The sequence below is a fragment of the Streptomyces phaeoluteigriseus genome (assembly GCF_001896135.2).
Lineage (GTDB): Bacteria > Actinomycetota > Actinomycetes > Streptomycetales > Streptomycetaceae > Streptomyces > Streptomyces phaeoluteigriseus.
Genome location: NZ_MPOH02000008.1, coordinates 32,007 through 49,029, shown reverse-complemented (window position 1 = coordinate 49,029; position 17,023 = coordinate 32,007). Strand labels below are relative to the sequence as shown.

The window sequence follows — 17,023 nt, the reverse complement described above, 5'->3', positions numbered from 1 at the left end:
CCTGCAGCGGCACACGCGGGCACTGCAGTCCTGATGCGGCCCCGTCACCTCGTCTTCGGCGGGCGCAGCAGGACGGCCGCCATGGCGGCGGTGACGACCAGGCCGATGGCGGCGAGTGTCAGCACGGTGGTGAAGCCGTGGTCGTAGGCCTGTTGTGCCGCGCGCTGCAGTGTCTGGGCGGTTTCGGAGGGAAGGTTGGCCGTGAGGCCCTCGGCGTGCGCGAACGATTCCTCGGCCATCGCCCGCCCGTCCGGGCCGAGCCCCGGTACCTGGGGCAGGCCGGTTCGGTACACAGCCGTCAGGACGGTGCCGAGGACGGCGACGCCAAGGCCCGCGCCCAGTTCGAAGGACGTCTCCTGGATAGCGGCCGCTTCCCCGGAGCGGTCCGGCTGCGCGGCGCTCATGATGGAATCGGCGCCCAGGGTCATCACGATGCCGGCGCCGTATCCCGCGCCCAGCAACGGCACGAGCAGCACCCCATAGTGGGCGGTGTCGCCGACAACGGCCATGACGGTGAGGGCGGTGGCGAAGAGGGCGAGCGTCCCGGTGAGCGCCCACCGGTTGCCCCACCGGTTCGCGGCCCAGGGCGCTGTGACAGCGCCGATGGCGTTGGCGCCGGCCAGTGGCATCAGTGCGAGTCCGGCGCGCAGCGGCGAGTACTCGCCCACCTGCTGGAGCCACTGGGTGAGGAAGAACAGCAGGGCGACGTAAGAGCCGAAGCAGCCGATGACGCACAAGGTGGCGGTGGTGAAGCGGCGTTCATGGAAGAGGGAGAAGTCCAGCAGCGGCTCGGCGATACGCCGCTGACGGCGCACGAAGAGGTGGAGCAGGACGCTTCCGACGACGGCCGTGGTGACGATGACGCCGTTCACCCCGGAGTGCTCCCCGGCCTGCTTGAGCGCGTAGACCACCCCAGCCAGGCCGGTGACTGACAGCGCCACACTGGCCAGGTCCCAGCGGCGGGAAACGGGGTTTCGGGACTCTGGGATGACCCGGGTGCCGACAGCCAGGATGACGACGATGACGGGGACGTTGATCAGGAAGACCGCGCCCCAGCCCCACTCCGCGGTGACCAGACCGCCGACCAGCGGACCGATCGTGGCGCCGACGCTGTGGGCGGCTGTCCAGATGCCGATGGCGACGGCCCGTTCGCGGTCGTCGGTGAAGACGACCCTGATGATCGCCACCGTGGACGCCATGATCATCGCCGCGCCGACCCCCGAGCGCGGCGCGCGCGGCGATCAGTTGCGCCGTCGATGTCGAAAGCTGGCCATTCTCAAGCAGCTGGTCGTGGGAACCCATCGATTCGGTGAACTCAGGCGCGCGCTGCCGGGCATCACCCAGCGCATGCTGACCCGCCAGTTACGGGAGCTGGAAGCCGACGGCCTGGTGACGCGAACCGTGTACCGCGAGGTGCCGCCGCGGGTTGAGTACGCGCTCACTGATGTCGGGCACAGCCTGGACTCCATCACGGAGGAGTTGGACAAGTGGGGCCGCTGGTACCGCGAGACAGTGCGCCCCGAGGGCCCGTCTGGCCCTCGCCCACCCGCGTGACCAGGGCGAAGGCCGGACGGTGCAGCGTCACGGTGTCGTACACACCTCGCCGTGCGCCAGGCGAGGCCCGCGTGGCCGCTCCCCGGACCGCCGCTCAGGTCGGCCGATGTTCACCACGAGCAGTGCCGAGAGGTCGCCGGACGGGAAGAACTCCCGGTTGACGCCGTCCTCGTCGAAGCCGCTCATGGGTCCGGCCGCCAAGCCCGCAGCCCGTATCCCGTATCCCGTATCCCGATGATGAAATAGGCGGCCTGCAGCGCGCCGTTCAGCAACGCAGACCGTTCGCCGAGGACCGGGCCTGTTCACGCGTGATGGCGCCCGGTAGTTGCCGGACAGGTCGGGCCCCACCCCTCGCGACGGGTTGATCAGTCCTGCGCAACGTTCGCCGCGGTCACATTCTCGATCACGCGGCCGAGTTTGGTCTTGGCCCGGGTCAGGTCCTGGATGCGTGCGGCGATGCGGTCGCGTTCGATGATGAGCTGGTCGAGCATGGCGAGTGTCGCGACGCCGGTGCTCACGCACGGCAGGAGTTCGACGACGGTACGGCTGGAAAGGCCGGCCGCGAAGAGGTCCTGGATGAGCTGGACCCGCTCCAGGGCTTCGTCGGGATAGTCACGCTGCCCACCGGGCGTCCGCGTCGATTCCAGGAGCCGCTGTTCCTCGTAGTAGCGCAGGGCCCGCACGCTGACCCCTGACCGCCTGGCGAGCTGTCCGATGCGCATGACGCAGGCCACTCCCTTCCCGCTCGTACCTCACGTTGACGTCAGGTTCAGGCTAGCAATACCGGCTCCGGGGGCAGCCCTGGTGGCCGATCGCAACCGTTGCCGGCGCCGAGATCGATCATGTCCTGGTGGCGGACCGAGGGCGTTCACGCGGTTCACGTACGCACGTCAGTCCTCGCGTCGTGCCGGGATCGCTGAGCCTGCCAGAGGGCACATGGGTGCCGACCGTGACGGGCGGCGTGACCCCTCGTAGTGGCGCAGGCCCCCACGCTCACCCCCGCCCGCTCGGCAACCTCACCCATCCGCGCCTGCCCTCCTCCGGCCGGGCGGCAGTTGCGACTTGCACCTCACGTCAACGTCAGGTTTTAGAGTGACGGGCGTCGGATGAACACGTCATTCCGGCCCGTCAAAGTAAGGCAGACCACTATGCGTGCAGCCCGGTTCCACGAATACGGCGGAGCGGAGCGCCTGGTGATCGAGCAGGCCCCAGACCCCCACCCCGGACCCGGTGAGATCCGTGTCCGCGTCGCGGCGGCCAGCGTCAATCCCATCGACTGGAAGCTGCGCTCCGGCGCCCTGCACCAGATCTTCCCTCTGGATCTGCCCGACATTCCCGGGCGCGACGGCGCCGGTGTGGTCGACGAGATCGGCGACGGGGTGCAGGGGGTGAGCATCGGCGACCGGGTCTTCGGGCTGGGCGGTGTCACCGGGGCGACCGCGGAGCTGCTCATCCTCTCGGCCTGGGCGCACACCCCCGCCACGTGGAACGACGAGCAGGCCGCTGGTGCCGGTCTCGCGTCCGTGACCGCGATGGGTGGACTGAACGCGCTCGGCTCCCTCGCGGGGCGCACCCTTCTCGTCGAGGGCGCCGCCGGAGGCGTGGGCAGCGCGGCGGTCGAGATCGCCGTAGCGCAAGGTGCCACTGTGATCGGGACAGCCAGCGAACGCAACCACGAGTTCCTCACCTCTCTCGGCGCCGTTCCCACCACCTACGGCCCCGGCCTCGCACAGCGCCTCGTCACCCTCGCTCCGCACGGCGTCGACATCGCGCTCGACACCGCGGCCTCCGGCTCCCTGGACGACCTCGTCGCGATCACGGGCGACCCGAAGCGCGTCGCGACGGTCGCCGACCACGCGGGCGGGCAGCGCCTGGGCACGCATGTGGTCAACGCGGCGAACGATTCCACTCTCCTGTCCGCGGCGGCGGAACTGGGCGGGCAAGGCCGCTACACACCCCGTATCGAACAGTCCTACCCCCTGGAGCGGATCGCCGACGCCCACGCGCACGCCGAGCGTGGGCGCACCCGAGGAAAGATCGTGATCTGCATCTGAGCAGGCTGATCTGTATCCGAACAGGCCCACGAGGTAGGTAACTCGCAACGTGCGGGCCTGCGTGGCCTCGATCGGTACCGGCGAGCGGGCGGTCCGAAGCGGGCCGATCTCCATGGCGGCTCGTCAAGCAGGCCGCCCCCACTCGGGCACCACACGTGGCACATGAACCGTCGTCCACGGGGCACCAGCCTCATCCAGCTTCAGCAGCCCGTGAGAGGGGTTCAAATACGGTTCTCAGAGGCGGGCCCGCACCGCGGTCGGCCGGGGACCTCGCCGCCTCTCGCCTGTGCGCCCGCTTCCCTCACAGCACCGCTGATCTGGCCGGCCCGGTGCGAGGGGCCTTCCTCCATCGGGAATCATGTACGTCGGAGTCCTCGCCGCGGGGCGCCTTCGCCGCGGACACGGATTCCTCAAGCGCGGCCATCAGGTCGAGGACCCGGCCCGGCTTCTCCGGCTCGGGCGCATCGGGCCCCGGCTTCTCTTCCCGCTTGGCTTCGATGATCTGTTCCATGGCTTCGGTGTAGGTGCCTTGAAGTCGTGGCCTTCGAGGTCGTCACGGGACATCGACTCCATCAACGCGAGCGCGCCCTTGATCTCCTTCTCGGACACGTCGGCGGGCTCCGGGAGGAGTTCGGTGGAGTCGCGGGGATCAGCCCGTCGGGATCGGAGGGCTGCGGACCGAGGGGACGGGCGGCCGAACGCACTGCCGAGTTCCGGCCGTCCGGGATGCTGTGGCAGGACGGGGCCGATCGGCCTTTACTGGAAGGTGAGGATCACCTCAATAGGCGACCGAATCGTTTCGCCCGACGCCGGATGCTTCGCCAAGGCAGGAGGTCGTGCCATGGACCCGCCTCTGCGAGAGCGCGACCTACCGCAACTCGTGGTCGACCGCCCGGACCGGCTGCGTGGCCGGGTCTTCGTGCTCGACGACCAGCCGATGCTGGTCGGGCGGGACTCCGACTGCCAGATCCAGGTGGGCGATCCGGGCGTCAGTCGACGGCACGCGGTGGTGTGGCGGGCCTCGGGCCGGACCACCGTCGAGGATCTAGCCTCCACCAACGGCACCATGCTGAACGGTCACCCGGTGCTCGGGCAGCAGGTTCTGCACTCGGGCGACGTGCTGGATTTTGGGCCCTTGGAGGTGCATTACGAAGAGCTGCGCCCCGCCGACCGGACCGTTCAGGCCCCGAAGCCTGGAGCCGGCGGCACCCCGGGTGGTACCTCGGACACCATGCCGGGCTGGGGCCCCGCCTCCGAGCCCGGGCCCATGCCTCACGGCGCTCCCGCCGCAGGGCCGCCGCCCTCCGGCCCGCCGGGCAGCCCGGCACCGCGCGAGGCCGGCCGTACGCCGCCCGGCGGCGAGCGGCGGTTCGACATCGGGGCGCAGCAGGCCGACCGGCTGAGCAACGTCGCGGGGAACCAGTACAACTACGTTCAGCAGGCGCAGCGCGAGAGCTTCTTCAAGGAGATCGCCGCGACCCGTACCAGGGCGCGACACCTGATCACGCTCGGCTTCCTGCTCTTTCTGGTCGGGGGCGGGATCTACGGCTGGGTGATCATTCGATTCATTACCAGGACCAACGACGATATTTCGTCGGGGAGTTCGAACTTCGGCTCCTCCCCGGAGCTGCTCGGACCGAAAGTGGCCGGGGTGCCGCTAGGGGCGGTCGGGTTCGCGATGGCGACTATCGGGACGGTTCTGACGGTCATCGGGATCGTTCTGCACATCGTGACAACGTCCCGGCGCCGCCGCTTCGAGGATGCCGAGCGGCAGGCGTCCTGGCGGCAGCGGTGAGGAGATGGGGAGCCATGGCCTTCAACATCGGCAACCAGCAGGGCGGCGTGGTCAACAACGTCGCCGGGAACCAGGCCGTTCATGGTGACCAGTCGGCCGTCTTCACGGCGGGCGGGCAGGAGGTGCGCGGCCTGGTCCGGGAACTGAGGGCATCGATCGAGCGGACGGCGCTGCCGCCAGCAATCGAGCCCGAGGTTCGCGCCGAGCTGGACTCGTTGGACGAGGAGGTCGCCCGGCCGGAGCCGGACCGGGAGGCGGTGGCGGGCCGGCTCGGCCGGATCACCCGGCTGCTGTCCTCGGCGGGTGCGCTGGCCACGGCCAGCACCGGGCTGATCGGGCCGCTCGGAGCGCTCGCGGGCTGGCTCGGCGCACTCGGCCAGCCGATCTTGCGGGCGATCGCAGGCTGATGGGAGGAGGCTGACGGAGAGGTCCTGACCCCAGGCCGGCTAGTCGCTGACTTCGGCTCGTCTGGGTGATCTTTGTCTATGTGCCTGATAGGCCAGGGGTGCAGGCTGTATCTCGTGTGCGCCCGAGCGGCCGGGCCACGTGGACGGGTGGCCGCGCATCGACATCTCAGGGCCTCCCAGGCCGGGTGGAAGAGGGCCGTGGAAGAGGGCCAGCCCGGGCAGCAGGCCAAGCAGCGCCCCGTAGGGCCCGAGCAGCGGCAGACAGACGAGCCAGCCCGCGACCAGCGCGACCATCCACGGGGCGACCGGGCCGCGCAGAGCGTCAGGCAAAGCGCGCCGCTCCCGGTAAGCGCGCGAGCGCACCACCGCTACCCGTACCAGCTCCCCCAGCGACCTGACAGACCCTCAATCAGTCGTAGGGACCTGTGTGGCCTGCGTTGTCACCACGATCGTAGCGGCGGGGGTGCGGGGGCCGGACCGATCAGTGGACGGACAGCCCGTCCATGAACAGCGACTGCCCGGTGATGTACGCGGAGACGCCCGCTCGGCGAAGCGCTCCGACGGGGTGCTGTCGTGCCCCCGGCGACTCCCTCGCCGCAGGCACGACATGGTGCGCCAGGGCAGGGTCAGAAGAGTCCCTTGTAGCCGGCCCAGCCGCTTGCGATCTTCGTACGGGAGCCGAACGTGCCCTTGCCGGTGCCGTTCTGCCGGTAGAGGTTGCCCGCGGTGTCGCGGGCGACGATGTCGGACTTGCCGTCGCCGTTGATGTCCCCGACGCCGACGACCGCGTTGTACGAGCCACCCCAGTTGGCAGCGATCTTCACTCGGGCGGTGAAGGTTCCCTTGCCGGTGCCGTTCAGGCGGTACAGGTTGTTGGCTTTGTCCTGCACCAGGAGGTCGCCTGTGCCGTCGCCGTTGAGGTCCCCGGCCCCGATGATCTTCTTGTAGCTCTTCCAGTTGTCGGCCAGCTTGACGCGGGAGGAGAGCTTGCCCGTGCTGGTGCCCTTGTGAAGGTAGACGGCACCCGTGGAGGCGTTGCGTGCGATCAGGTCGGGGAGACCGTCCTTGGTCACGTCACCCGGTGCGGTCAGGACGTCGTACTGGTTCCAGCCGCTGGTGGCGAGGGTGGCGTACGGCGTCGACGGCTTGAGCGCCGCCCCGCAGGCCGGCTTGTACAGGCGCAGGGCGCCGCTGCCCAGCCGGACCAGGACGTCGTTGCAGCGGTCTGCGTTGAGGTCGCCGAACGGCACCGCTCGGATCGAGGTCGGCCAGCCGCTCGCCGACACCTTCCCGGGGAGCGTCCCGGCGCCGTCGCCCTGGTGGAAGGTGAGCGACCCGGAGGAGTTCAGCGTCAGGAGGTCGCCGACGCCGTCCGGCAGCGACGAGCCGCCGACATGGTCCCGCCACACCGCCGCGCCACCCGTCAGCCGGACCGTGCCGGACTGGACCAACGCCGCGCCCTGCCCGTCGGCCGACGCAGCCGTCAGTGTCCAGGTGTACGCGCCGTTGGGAAGCAGTCTGCCCGTCGTGTCCCGGCCGTTCCACGTCGTCGCGATCGAGTACGCGGCCGGTCCGCCGCTGCGCGTAGCCACCACGCGGCCGGTGGCCCTGTGGCGTATCTCCGCCTTCCAGGAGGCCGCCGGTTCGGACAGCCACCATTCGCCGCGCCAGGCGAGCGGGGTGGAGTCCGTCTCCACTCGCGCGGTGACACTCCGGTAAGGAGAAAGCAGCGCCGCCTCGGGCCGCCCGGTGTTCAGGACGTGGACAGCCTGGTCCGGCGTGGAGTACGCAAGATCACCGGTGCGCGGGTCGAGCGCCACGAGTCCCGAGGCGGCGGTCGTCCACCGCTGGACGGCCGTCCCGGTCTGCAGGCCGTAGACACTCAGCCCTCGGTCGACGCTGAGGGCGACGACACCGTCGCCGAGGCGGGCCTGTCCGGTGGGCAGCGGGATGCTCTTGCGGGCGAGGAGGTCGTAGACACCCGCGGCGTACGGAGCGGTGCCGGTGTTGCACTTCCAGTACAGCCACCGCCCGACGGCCTGCAGGTCGACCATGGAGGAACACGCGGTGCTCACCGTGAAGGATGTCAGCGAGGTCCCGGTGCGCGCGTCCTTGGCGGTCACCGCGCCGCCCGCGCCCGCGGACCACACCGTGGTTCCCCAGATCGCACCGGGCCGGTACGGCTCCTTGTGCAGGGTCTTGCCGGAGTCGATGTCGACGACCCGCAGTTCCCGGCCGCCGCCCGCGGGGGTTCCGTCGACCAGCACCAGATTCTCGGATGCGCCCACGATCCTCATCTGCGCCTCGGACGCGTTGAAGGAGTCCTGGAGGCCCGTCTCAACGGGTGTGCCGGGGAAGGTCCCGCCCTTGCCCACGACGAGCAGCTTGGGCTGCCAGCCGACCTCCGTGCCGACTGCCCCGCGGTACACGGTCCGGCCGTCCCCGGTGGGATACAGCTCGGGGCAGGGCCCGTAGGCGACACTGCACTTGCCGTACGGGGTCGGCAGCCCGCCGCCCCGTACACGCTCGCCGTATCCGGGTGTGGCTTCGGTGAGCAGGCGCTCGTAGTGCGAGGTGGCCTGATCGCCGTACTCCAGTGTCGTGAGAGTCCCGTGATCCAGTGTCAGGCGCTGGAGCTGCATCGGGACAGGCAGGATGCGCAGCACGCGTGTCACACGGGGTGCGGCGTCCGCTCCGGCGGCGGTGATGTCCTGGTAGCCGTAGTCCTGTGCGGACTGGCCGCCGACGATCTGAAGGCCGCCGTCCGGCCGGACGGCAACGCGGTCGGCCACCGCACGGGCGAGGAGCGTCCGTTCGCCGGAGCCGTCGAAGGGGACGGCCACGACCTTCCAGACGGACGCCCGGTCTTGCCTGCTGCCGAGCGAGGAGTCGTAGCGGCCCACGATCAGCGAGTCGCCGACGACGCCGAGGACCTTGGCGTTCTTCAGGCTGACCTGCACCTCGCGCACCGGGGTGTCGAACCGGCCCTGCTCGTAGATCCGGACGCCGCCGGCCTGGGGGGTGACCAGGTGAAGAGCGGTCACCTCGGAATTGCTGTACACCGTGCCGTACGGCAGGAGCGTGGCCTGTGCGGTGCTCAGATCGATCCACGCGTACTGTCCGACGTCTTGCCCGGGCACCTTCAGGAGTGTGAGGAACCCGCGGACGCCGGCCCGCTCGACACTGAGGACGTAGGCACCCTGCGGAAGGCCTGTCACGAGGCGGTCCGCCGTGGACCCGTGCTCCGCGCTCAGCAGATGGAACTCGGTCCAACTCCCGTCGGCACCGGCTCCGCCCTGGGTGACCACGGTGGTCCCGATGGTTCTGCTGTACTTCTGTCCCGCGGGAACGGTGACGGTTGTGGTCTCGTCAGTGACCATGTTGCGCAGCCGTACGTCGCCCGTCCGCCCGCTGGGCGGCAGCGCCACGACGTCCGATGCCGTGCCGTAGTACTCCACAGGGTCGTGCGGCTCTGTGCCCTCGAGCTTGCGGGTCGAGCCGTCCACGCCCGTCCACTCCAGTCCGGAGGGGCCGTTCGCGGTGGTGGCGGAGTGCAGGAACCCGGAGGGACCGACACTCACCACCGCGCCGGAGCCGGGTGTGACGCGCATGGTCGCGGCGATCGTGGTGTCGCCGAACGTCCCGGCATCGGCGGAGGCCGGTAGCGCGGCCGGACCGACGGCAAGCGACACGGATACGACCGCGGTGGCGGTGACGACACTCAGACGTGCACGGGCATGACGAGCCATGTGGACCCTCCCCAGGGGATCCAAGACGGGGCGCGCACCGCTCTCCGGTGCCCCTACCCCAACGCCTCCGCCTCAGAAGTGGGCTGATCGTACAGGTACTTGATGAACGTGGGGATCATGACCCAGCCCGTCCGCCACGCACACCCCACCGCACCGCCACCACCCCTTGATGAAAAGCCTGCGCTCGCACGATGAACTACTCGTCGAGCGGCTCGCCTCCCGCGCCCTCACCAGCGGGAAACGCAAGGTGCATGTCCGGCGAGATGAAGACGGGCGGATCATCGGGGCCGGCGGCGAGGTGAGCGAGGACGAGGAACAGACGACACGGGCGGTGCGGTCGAGTCTGCGCTGCTGCACTTCTCCTCCCCCGGGGACGCGGTGACCATCGCGGCCTTCCTGCGCACGCGGGTCTACCGGCCTGAGTCCCCCGTGTGGCTGGAGGGTTACCAGGCCCTGCCGCGCTGGCGGAAGCGCTGGAACTACCGCAACGGGCCGCTCGTGGGCGACACGCCGATGCCGGGGCGCCCGACCCGATGCTCATAGAAGGGGTCGAGGAGCTCGTGCCCGCGCTGCGTGACGTGCGCGTCTGGGCCCTCAAGCCCACCCTGCGGGAGCAGGGGGCCCGTGGTCGGGGTGTGCTCACGCGCAGTTCCCTGAGCGAGATGCTCAACGGACGGGTGCCGATTCCGCCCTATCCGCTACCGCGCCTTCCTCGAGGCGTGCGGCATCCAGGACCTGGACGCGTGGACCTTCACCCGGTGCCGCCTGACGAAGCTGCAGGAGGTGAAGGAGAGCTGACCCTCGCGCGACTGCGTTCACAGACGTGTATGCATCTGTGCAGCCGACTTCCGCCACGTCACAGGCTCCGGTGCTCACCGCCGAACACCCGGCGGCTCCCCGGGGAACCCCGCCGTGGCCGTGGCCGTGGACGGTCGGCCCCGGGCCTGACCGCCGCCCTCGACTATCTGCGCGACGGCGACAGGCTCACCGTCCGGGAAGTCGACCGACTGGGCCGCACCCTCGCACGAGAAGTGCCCGCAACCACCTCCAACGGTTGCGGGCACCTTGCGTGCGCCGACGGGGTAGCGGTCGCGGCGGCCTTGTTGGGGCCGCGGTGTACGTTCTCCCGTGTTGGCTGATGCTCAGCAGTCGCGCAGTTCGGAGACGTACGGCCGGGTGCCGGGCTTGGATTCGCCGTGACTCTGTCCCGGGGCGAGGCTGAAGCAGGCCCCGTCGGTGGTGCCCACCCAGATCATGCGGGTCCGGATGGTGTAGCCGCAGTCGTTCCTGGCGTTCGCCAGCGAACGGTACTGGCCGTCACGGATGTAGTCGGTCTGGTACAGGTAGACGCAACTCGGTGCGGCGCTGATGCCGGCCGGCGACGCACTGGGCGCGGCGACAGCGGAAACAGGAGCAGCGGTGGCCGTGGCCGCGCTGGCGAAGAGACCGGCTGCGGCCAGGCCGGTGATGGCAACAGTACGGACGAAGTTGGACCTCATAGTGAGGGCTGCCTTTCGATGGGGTGAGCCTTCGCCACGTCGGCGAGAAGCGCTTGTTGGTCTGGATGGCACGGTCATGGTTCGGCTGCCGACAGGAGCGGTGCCATGAGCAAGAAGGCACCTGCAGGTAGCCGCTCGCGCGGCGACCCGCTGCCCGGTTGCCCGGCAGCATCCGCCGCTGTTGGCGGAAGGTGGAAGCCGGCCCTGCTGTACTGGCTTGCCCCCCCCGCGGAGCCCGACATCGCTGGCGTCCGCCGCGGAGAAGCACCGAGTCATGGCAAGAACTGGACCTGGTGATCCCGTCGACCTGGGTGAAGCGGTCATACGCGTCCCTCGTGTCGCAGGTGGCGTGCCTCCAGGAGTCCGGCACCAGGCATCCCCGGACATGTCGAACGCTGTGAATACTCCGCGCTGCCGGCACGGGCGGCCATCCCCTTAAGCCAGGGCTTAAGGGGCTGCGGTCACGCCACGCTGCCGGTTCCGTCCAGCAGTTCCCGGCCCAGGGTGGTGGCCGTGTGCAGTACGGAACTACCGCGCCGGCTGGTGGTGATCAGGCGCGCGTCGCGCAGCGCCTTGGTGTGCTGGCTGGCGGCGGGCGGGGAGACGCCGAGTCGCGCGGCCAGTTCGGTGGTGCTGCAGCCGTCAGCGGCCGCGCGCAGCGCGGCGGCCCTGGTATGTCCGAGCAGGGCCCCCAGGGCTTCGTCGGCCCCCATGCCCCGGGGGTGCCACAGCGCGGCGCCGCTGGCCGGGTCGGTCACCGCGGGGACGGTCAGCCGCGGCACCGCTGCGTCGTCGTACGGGTCGTGCAGCAGGCTGGATTGGCGCCAGAAGAAGAGGGTCGGCACCAGGATCAGTCCTCTGCCGCCCAGGTGGACCTCGACCGGGCGGGGGTAGCGCACTTCCAGCACGGGCGGGCGCCAGCGCACCAGCTGAGGACTCAGGGAGGCCAGCAGAGCGTCGACTCCCCCCTCCAGGAACGTGCGGGCGTACTGCGCGCGTACGGCGTCCAGCCGCGCCCGGGAGGCCGCCCAGTACGGTGCGACCGTCGCCCGGTGGCAGGCTACGAGACCGGCCGCCAGCAACCGCCGGGCGTCGGTGTCCCCGTCGGCGACGGCCCGCGCCCATGGCATGTGGGCGGGATCGACAGTGACGGATTCCAGCTCGCGGCGCACAAGGTCGCGAGGTGCCCGCAGCAGAGCCTCCACGGCGTGGTCGATGTCGGGCGAGTCGCCGGCCAGCGCCAGCAGGTCGAGGCCCGGGCCCCGGATTGGCAGCAGTGCTGTGAGGGGCCCGGCGTCCTTGCTCAGCCGGCCAGCCACGCTGGAGCGCCACCGCTGAAAGGGCAGCGGGAGGGAACGCCGGCACAGCATCTCCAGGCTGTAATACGTCTCCGCGGCGGCCCCGAGGGTAGCGGCCACCCGGGTGCGGGCGAGATCCTCCGCGGTGAAATGAATGCGCAGCACTACAGCCCCCCTGTTCCGGAACAGAGACACCCTCCGCCGCGGTGGCAGTCCCGGCCCCCGTCTCCGTAGCGACCACGGCAGTGTCCGACGCGACGAGCGGGGCCCACAACGCCCTTTCCGGACCTTCCGGCGGTGCCACGTTCGAAGGCTCCGGGGTTCCCGTGAAAGCACGTCCACCCCGCCGTCCGCATGTCCACCCCGCCGTCCGACAGGCGAATGACCGCGCAGGCCCGGGCCAGTACTCGCGACTGACTACAGGCCCGCCGTCCCCGGCTGGTGCCGCAGATCAGCGGCAGCCGGTGCCCGATCATTCCGCCACGGCGGCCCTCGACCTGGAGGGGCGTCCCTACGCACGGCCTTCCGGCGCTGTGCTCACGCACCTGCACGACAGGCAGCGGCTTTGGGCAATCAGCCGGGGGTGCGGGGGTACTCGAATCACTTGCGGTTCCGCCCCAGGCAGCAGGCCGCTGGTGGGTACCGGCTGTTGAGCGGCGAACCTTCGTCGGGCCCTGAAACGGTCTCCGCCACACCCATACCCGGACCCTGCTGGATCCACTGATCTGCCCGGTTCGAAACCCATGCCAGAAGGTAGGGCACGCCATGACAGCGGTGACGACAGATGCGCTTGTCCCGGCGCTTGAGGATGCTCGTGATGCTCACACTGCGATCATCGACCGCTTCCGGGCCGATATCGCCGTCCACGCCGCGGGCCCTCGACGGGAAGTTTTGGAGCGCCATATAGACGGCACGTACGACTGTGTCGCCCGCATCGACGGACACATGCGTGAACTTCGCCCCGGCCGCCCGCTGCGGGACACCGCCGACCGGGTACGCGTCACCGCCCGGGCAACCGTCCGGATGGCCGGGCTGTTGCTCGAGATCGGTGCCGCCATCACAACCGCCATACTGCATCGTCGCAATGGGCCGAGCCCGCGCCAGTTGGTGAGACACACCGAGAACGAATACTCGATCACTGCCCGGGCGCTGGCGGCCTGCCGGGCCGGGCAGAGCATTGCCGAGCAGGCGCACGACCAGGTCGCCGCCGACCTGCTCGCCACGCTGCGCCGCCAGGACGAGGAGCTGCTCGCGATGCTCGAGGACCGCCTCGCTCAGCAGGCCCGGGCTACGGCGGTCGCCGGCAGCGGCCCCCGCACGCGATCCGGTGACGGCGGCCCGCCGGATGCCGCCACAAGCACCGTGCGCTCTGCCGTCAAACGGGTTCGAAAAGCGGCCGGGGGCGGTGCCCGGCAGGCTACGCGCACAGCCACGGGCGCGCTGCGCCCATTGCCCGAGGAGGACGACGACGCGGTCACCAGGGAAGAGGAGCCGCCGATCTTCGGATACGAGCACTTCCGCATCGCCGACATAGTCAAGCGCCTGCCCACGCTCTCCCAGGCGCAGCTGTCCGCGCTCGACGGCTACGAGCGGGCCCACGCCGGCCGCCGGAAATCCTGAACGCCGTCGAGCGGCTACGCGGCAGCGAACCGTGGCCCGGGTACGACGCCATGATCCCCGACCAGATAACCGCCCGGCTGCAGGCTGCCGCCCCCGCCGAAGCTCGGCAGGTGCTGGACTATGAAAGACGCCACCGTCAGCGCGGCACACTCATCGCGATCGCCAGGGCTCGCAGCGGCGCATGACTGGCCGGCGTTGACTGTCCCAGTGCGCCGAAGCCCTCCCGAAAGGCGGCCGGGGCATGCAGCAGTGCGGCCTGCCCCGGCCTGTCGCGACAGTGTGCGTTGGACGATCTCCACGCCGATGCGGCGGTGGCGGCGTGCTCGACGAGGCGCTGACGGTAGCCGGCGTCGACCCGAGTCCTGGAGGTATCCCGGGGGCGGTCGAGACGTCGGATCAAGCTCACGCTCCCGGAGCCGAGGGACCATAGGGCGAACACAACGGTCGTCGGCACCTCGCAGGCCGCGGCACACCTGGCGGGACTCGCCGCCTACCTGCTCTCCACGTCAAAGGATCTGCCCCCCCCCCCGACCGTCGGAAAGGCCGATGGTGATCATCGGCGCCGGACAGGGCCTGGCACTGGCCCCGATGACCTCGAGCGGCGTCGACGGCGTCGCACCCGAGGACGCGGGGGCCGGCTCGGGCCTGGTCAACACCGTGCACCAGATCGGCAGCGCACTGGCCCTGAGCATCCTGACGGCCGTGGCCGCCACCGTCTCCACCGGTCACGCGGCCGCCGACATCGCGGCTCGCCCCAGCACCGCGCTGACGGGCTCCGCCGTCCTGCTCGCGCTGGCCGTCGCCGTCGTCCTCACCCTGATCGTGCCCACACGGGCATCCCGCAAGTAAAGGACTACGTGATGCAGACCCTCACCCTCAACAACGGCGTCCAGATGCCCGCTCTCGGCCTCGGCGTCTTCCAGACCCCGCCCGAGGAGACGATCGCCGCGGTCACGGCCGCGCTGGAGCTCGGCTACCGGCACATCGACACCGCCGCCGCCTACGGCAACGAGCGGGAAGCCGGCCAGGCCCTGCAGAACTCCGGCGTCCCGCGCGAGGAGATCTTCGTCGAGACCAAGATCTGGATCAGTGACTACGGCTACGACGAGACCCTGCACGGCTTCGTCAAGAGTGCTGCCAAGCTCGGCGTCGACCAGATCGACCTGCTCATCCTGCACCAGGCCCTGCCGTCAGACTTCGACAAGACCCTGGCGGCCTACCGGGCGCTGGAGAAGCTTTTGGCCGACGGCAAGGTACGCGCGATCGGCGTCAGCAACTTCATGACCGACCACCTAAGCGCCCTGCTCGACGCCACCGATGTCATCCCGGCCGTCAACCAGCTGGAGATCCACCCCTACTTCCAGCAGCGCGCCGTCCTCGACTTCGACGACGCCCACCACATCCTCAACCAGGCATGGTCCCCCATCGGGGGCATCACCTTCTACCCCGGCTACGGCGACCACCGCACAAGCGTCCTCGAAGACCCGGCCGTCACCCAGATCGCCGAGGCCCACGGCAAGAGCCCCGCCCAGGTGCTGCTGCGCTGGGGCATCCAGCAGGGCCGCTCCGTCATCCCCAAGTCCACCAAGTGCCACCGCATCGCCGAGAACATCGACGTCTTCGACTTCGACCTCACCGCCGCCGAGCTGTCCGCACTGGACGCGCTGGAGACCGGCCGGCGCGGCGGGCCTGAGCCCGAGAACGTCACCCTCGCCGACTACGGCCGCGCCATCCCCGAAGCCTGAACCGTGCTGACCACGCCGTCAGCCCGCGCGTGCAGGCAGCCGGCCGTCACTCCGGCTCACAGAGTTACTGAAAGCCACGAAAGGCAAGATTTTCCATGCGTGCCACCTTCATGTACGGGCCCGGAGATGTGCGGGTCGAGAACGTGCCCGACCCGCACATCGTCGATTCCACGGACGCGATCGTCCGCATCACCCTCGCCTGCGTGTGCGGCTCCGACCTGCACCCGTACCACTCGATGGAGAGGACCGACGAGGGCGTGCCGATGGGGCACGAGTTCCTCGGCGTCGTCGAGGAGACCGGTTCCGAGGTCCGCGGCCTCCAGCGCGGTGACTTCGTCGTCTCCCCGTTCGCCTTCGCCGACAACACCTGCGCGATCTGCCGGGACGGCTTCCACACCGCCTGCCCGCACGGCGGCTGGTACGGCGCAGGCGGCGTCGGGGGCGCGCAGGCCGAGGCCGTCCGGGTGCCGCAGGCCGACGGCACGCTGGTGAAGATCCCCACCGACGTCGGCACGGCGCTGCTGCCCTCGCTGCTCGCCCTGAGCGACGTCTACCTCACCGGCCACCACGCCGCCCACATGGGCCGCGTCGAGCCGGGCAAGACCGTCACCGTGATCGGCGACGGCGCCGTAGGCCTGTCCGCGGTGCTCGCCTCCCGCCGCATGGGCGCGGAGAAGATCATCCTCATGGGACGGCACACCTCCCGCACCGACCTCGGCAAGGAGTGGGGCGCCACCGACGTCGTGGCCGAGCGCGGCGAGGAGGGCATCGCCACGGTGATGGAGCTGACCGGCGGCGAGGGCTCTCACGTCGTGCTGGAGGCCGTCGGCCTGATGCCCGCCTACGAGCAGGCGTACCGCATCGTCCGGCCCGGCGGGATCATCTCCCGCGTCGGCGTCCCGCAGTACGAAGAGGCGCCGGTCGGGTTCGGGTCGCTGTTCGGGAAGAACGCCCAGCTGGCGGGCGGCCCGGCCCCGGTGCGCGCCTACCTGGAGCCTGCCATCGCCGATGTGCCGGCCGGCCTGATCGACCCGGGCAAGGTGTTCGACGCCGAGGTCGCGCTGGACCAGGTCGCCGACGCCTACAAGGCCATGGACGAGCGCAGCCGCCTGAAGGTGCTGGTGCGCCCGTGACCGCCCGCAAGCCCGACGCTATCTGCCGGAGGCGACCGCGCTGGACGGCGAGCTAGCCGGTCCAGGTGTGCGCGCAGCGGGCCGAGCAGCGCGAACACCACCAGCGACCCGACCAGGCCGGCCGCCGCACCGGCGGCCCAGTCGCGGTGCCGCTGCCACCACCGGCGGG

The 17,023-nt window shown here is 70.4% G+C and carries 14 protein-coding genes and 2 pseudogenes; 9 read left to right on the top strand and 7 right to left on the bottom strand.

Translation table 11 applies throughout. From position 1 onward, the window contains the following. Positions 1–44 precede the first annotated feature (44 nt). Entirely contained in the window at positions 45–1,199 is a 1,155-nt protein-coding gene (locus BM536_RS07270) for an MFS transporter (RefSeq protein WP_158086506.1), read from the bottom strand. Between BM536_RS07270 and BM536_RS07265 the strand changes: the two genes are divergently transcribed. After that, positions 1,198–1,554: a winged helix-turn-helix transcriptional regulator gene (locus BM536_RS07265; RefSeq protein ID WP_211362845.1), complete on the top strand. Its 357-nt coding sequence runs from the start codon at positions 1,198–1,200 to the stop codon at positions 1,552–1,554. The genes BM536_RS07270 and BM536_RS07265 overlap by 2 nt on opposite strands. Before the next feature lie 27 nt (positions 1,555–1,581). Here the strand turns inward: BM536_RS07265 and BM536_RS07260 are convergent. Together BM536_RS07260 and BM536_RS07255 are read right to left on the bottom strand one after the other, a co-directional pair. After that, positions 1,582–1,838, bottom strand: a pseudogene (locus BM536_RS07260) (nitroreductase family protein); the annotation flags it as partial. An 81-nt stretch (positions 1,839–1,919) separates the two neighbouring features. After that, the gene (locus BM536_RS07255; protein WP_073494249.1) at positions 1,920–2,276 is read right to left on the bottom strand and encodes a MerR family transcriptional regulator; all 357 of its coding nucleotides are present in this window, start codon (positions 2,274–2,276) and stop codon (positions 1,920–1,922) included. A gap of 426 nt (positions 2,277–2,702) precedes the next feature. Here BM536_RS07255 and BM536_RS07250 point away from each other — a divergent pair, with 426 nt between their 5' ends. Beyond that, entirely contained in the window at positions 2,703–3,608 is a 906-nt protein-coding gene (locus tag BM536_RS07250) for an NADP-dependent oxidoreductase (protein WP_073494226.1), read from the top strand. Positions 3,609–3,909: 301 nt separating this feature from the next. Here the strand turns inward: BM536_RS07250 and BM536_RS07245 are convergent, their stop codons facing one another. After that, the gene (locus BM536_RS07245) at positions 3,910–4,119 is read right to left on the bottom strand and encodes a hypothetical protein (protein ID WP_073494224.1); all 210 of its coding nucleotides are present in this window, start codon (positions 4,117–4,119) and stop codon (positions 3,910–3,912) included. A 255-nt stretch (positions 4,120–4,374) separates the two neighbouring features. Between BM536_RS07245 and BM536_RS07240 the strand changes: the two genes are divergently transcribed. Continuing rightward, positions 4,375–5,403 (top strand): FHA domain-containing protein, encoded by a 1,029-nt coding sequence (locus tag BM536_RS07240; RefSeq protein ID WP_143650836.1) that lies wholly within the window; start codon positions 4,375–4,377, stop codon positions 5,401–5,403. A gap of 14 nt (positions 5,404–5,417) precedes the next feature. Then, the gene (locus tag BM536_RS07235) at positions 5,418–5,810 is read left to right on the top strand and encodes a hypothetical protein (RefSeq protein WP_073494220.1); all 393 of its coding nucleotides are present in this window, start codon (positions 5,418–5,420) and stop codon (positions 5,808–5,810) included. Between the two features lie 626 nt (positions 5,811–6,436). Here the strand turns inward: BM536_RS07235 and BM536_RS07230 are convergent. Beyond that, positions 6,437–9,559 (bottom strand): FG-GAP-like repeat-containing protein, encoded by a 3,123-nt coding sequence (locus tag BM536_RS07230; RefSeq protein WP_073494218.1) that lies wholly within the window; start codon positions 9,557–9,559, stop codon positions 6,437–6,439. A 166-nt stretch (positions 9,560–9,725) separates the two neighbouring features. On the opposite strand from BM536_RS07230, the pseudogene BM536_RS07225 reads away from it, so the two are divergent. Further along, positions 9,726–10,030 (top strand): annotated as a pseudogene (locus BM536_RS07225) (DEAD/DEAH box helicase); the annotation flags it as partial. A gap of 671 nt (positions 10,031–10,701) precedes the next feature. Here the strand turns inward: BM536_RS07225 and BM536_RS07220 are convergent. Together BM536_RS07220 and BM536_RS07215 are read right to left on the bottom strand one after the other, a co-directional pair. Continuing rightward, the gene (locus tag BM536_RS07220) at positions 10,702–11,058 is read right to left on the bottom strand and encodes a hypothetical protein (protein WP_073494216.1); all 357 of its coding nucleotides are present in this window, start codon (positions 11,056–11,058) and stop codon (positions 10,702–10,704) included. A gap of 461 nt (positions 11,059–11,519) precedes the next feature. Continuing rightward, the gene (locus BM536_RS07215) at positions 11,520–12,521 is read right to left on the bottom strand and encodes an ArsR/SmtB family transcription factor (RefSeq protein WP_094102704.1); all 1,002 of its coding nucleotides are present in this window, start codon (positions 12,519–12,521) and stop codon (positions 11,520–11,522) included. Positions 12,522–13,121: 600 nt separating this feature from the next. On the opposite strand from BM536_RS07215, the gene BM536_RS07210 reads away from it, so the two are divergent. The 4 genes from BM536_RS07210 to BM536_RS07195 all read left to right on the top strand — a co-directional run bounded on the left by BM536_RS07210 (position 13,122) and on the right by BM536_RS07195 (position 16,854). Next, complete coding sequence (locus BM536_RS07210) at positions 13,122–13,976, top strand: hypothetical protein (RefSeq protein ID WP_073494212.1); 855 nt, start codon at positions 13,122–13,124, stop codon at positions 13,974–13,976. Between the two features lie 546 nt (positions 13,977–14,522). Beyond that, the gene (locus tag BM536_RS07205; RefSeq protein ID WP_245873305.1) at positions 14,523–14,825 is read left to right on the top strand and encodes an MFS transporter; all 303 of its coding nucleotides are present in this window, start codon (positions 14,523–14,525) and stop codon (positions 14,823–14,825) included. Positions 14,826–14,836: 11 nt separating this feature from the next. Next, complete coding sequence (locus tag BM536_RS07200; RefSeq protein WP_094102703.1) at positions 14,837–15,721, top strand: aldo/keto reductase; 885 nt, start codon at positions 14,837–14,839, stop codon at positions 15,719–15,721. Between the two features lie 95 nt (positions 15,722–15,816). Next, positions 15,817–16,854, top strand: coding sequence for an alcohol dehydrogenase catalytic domain-containing protein (locus tag BM536_RS07195; protein WP_211362840.1), 1,038 nt, complete (start codon positions 15,817–15,819; stop codon positions 16,852–16,854). Positions 16,855–17,023: the final 169 nt, after the last annotated feature.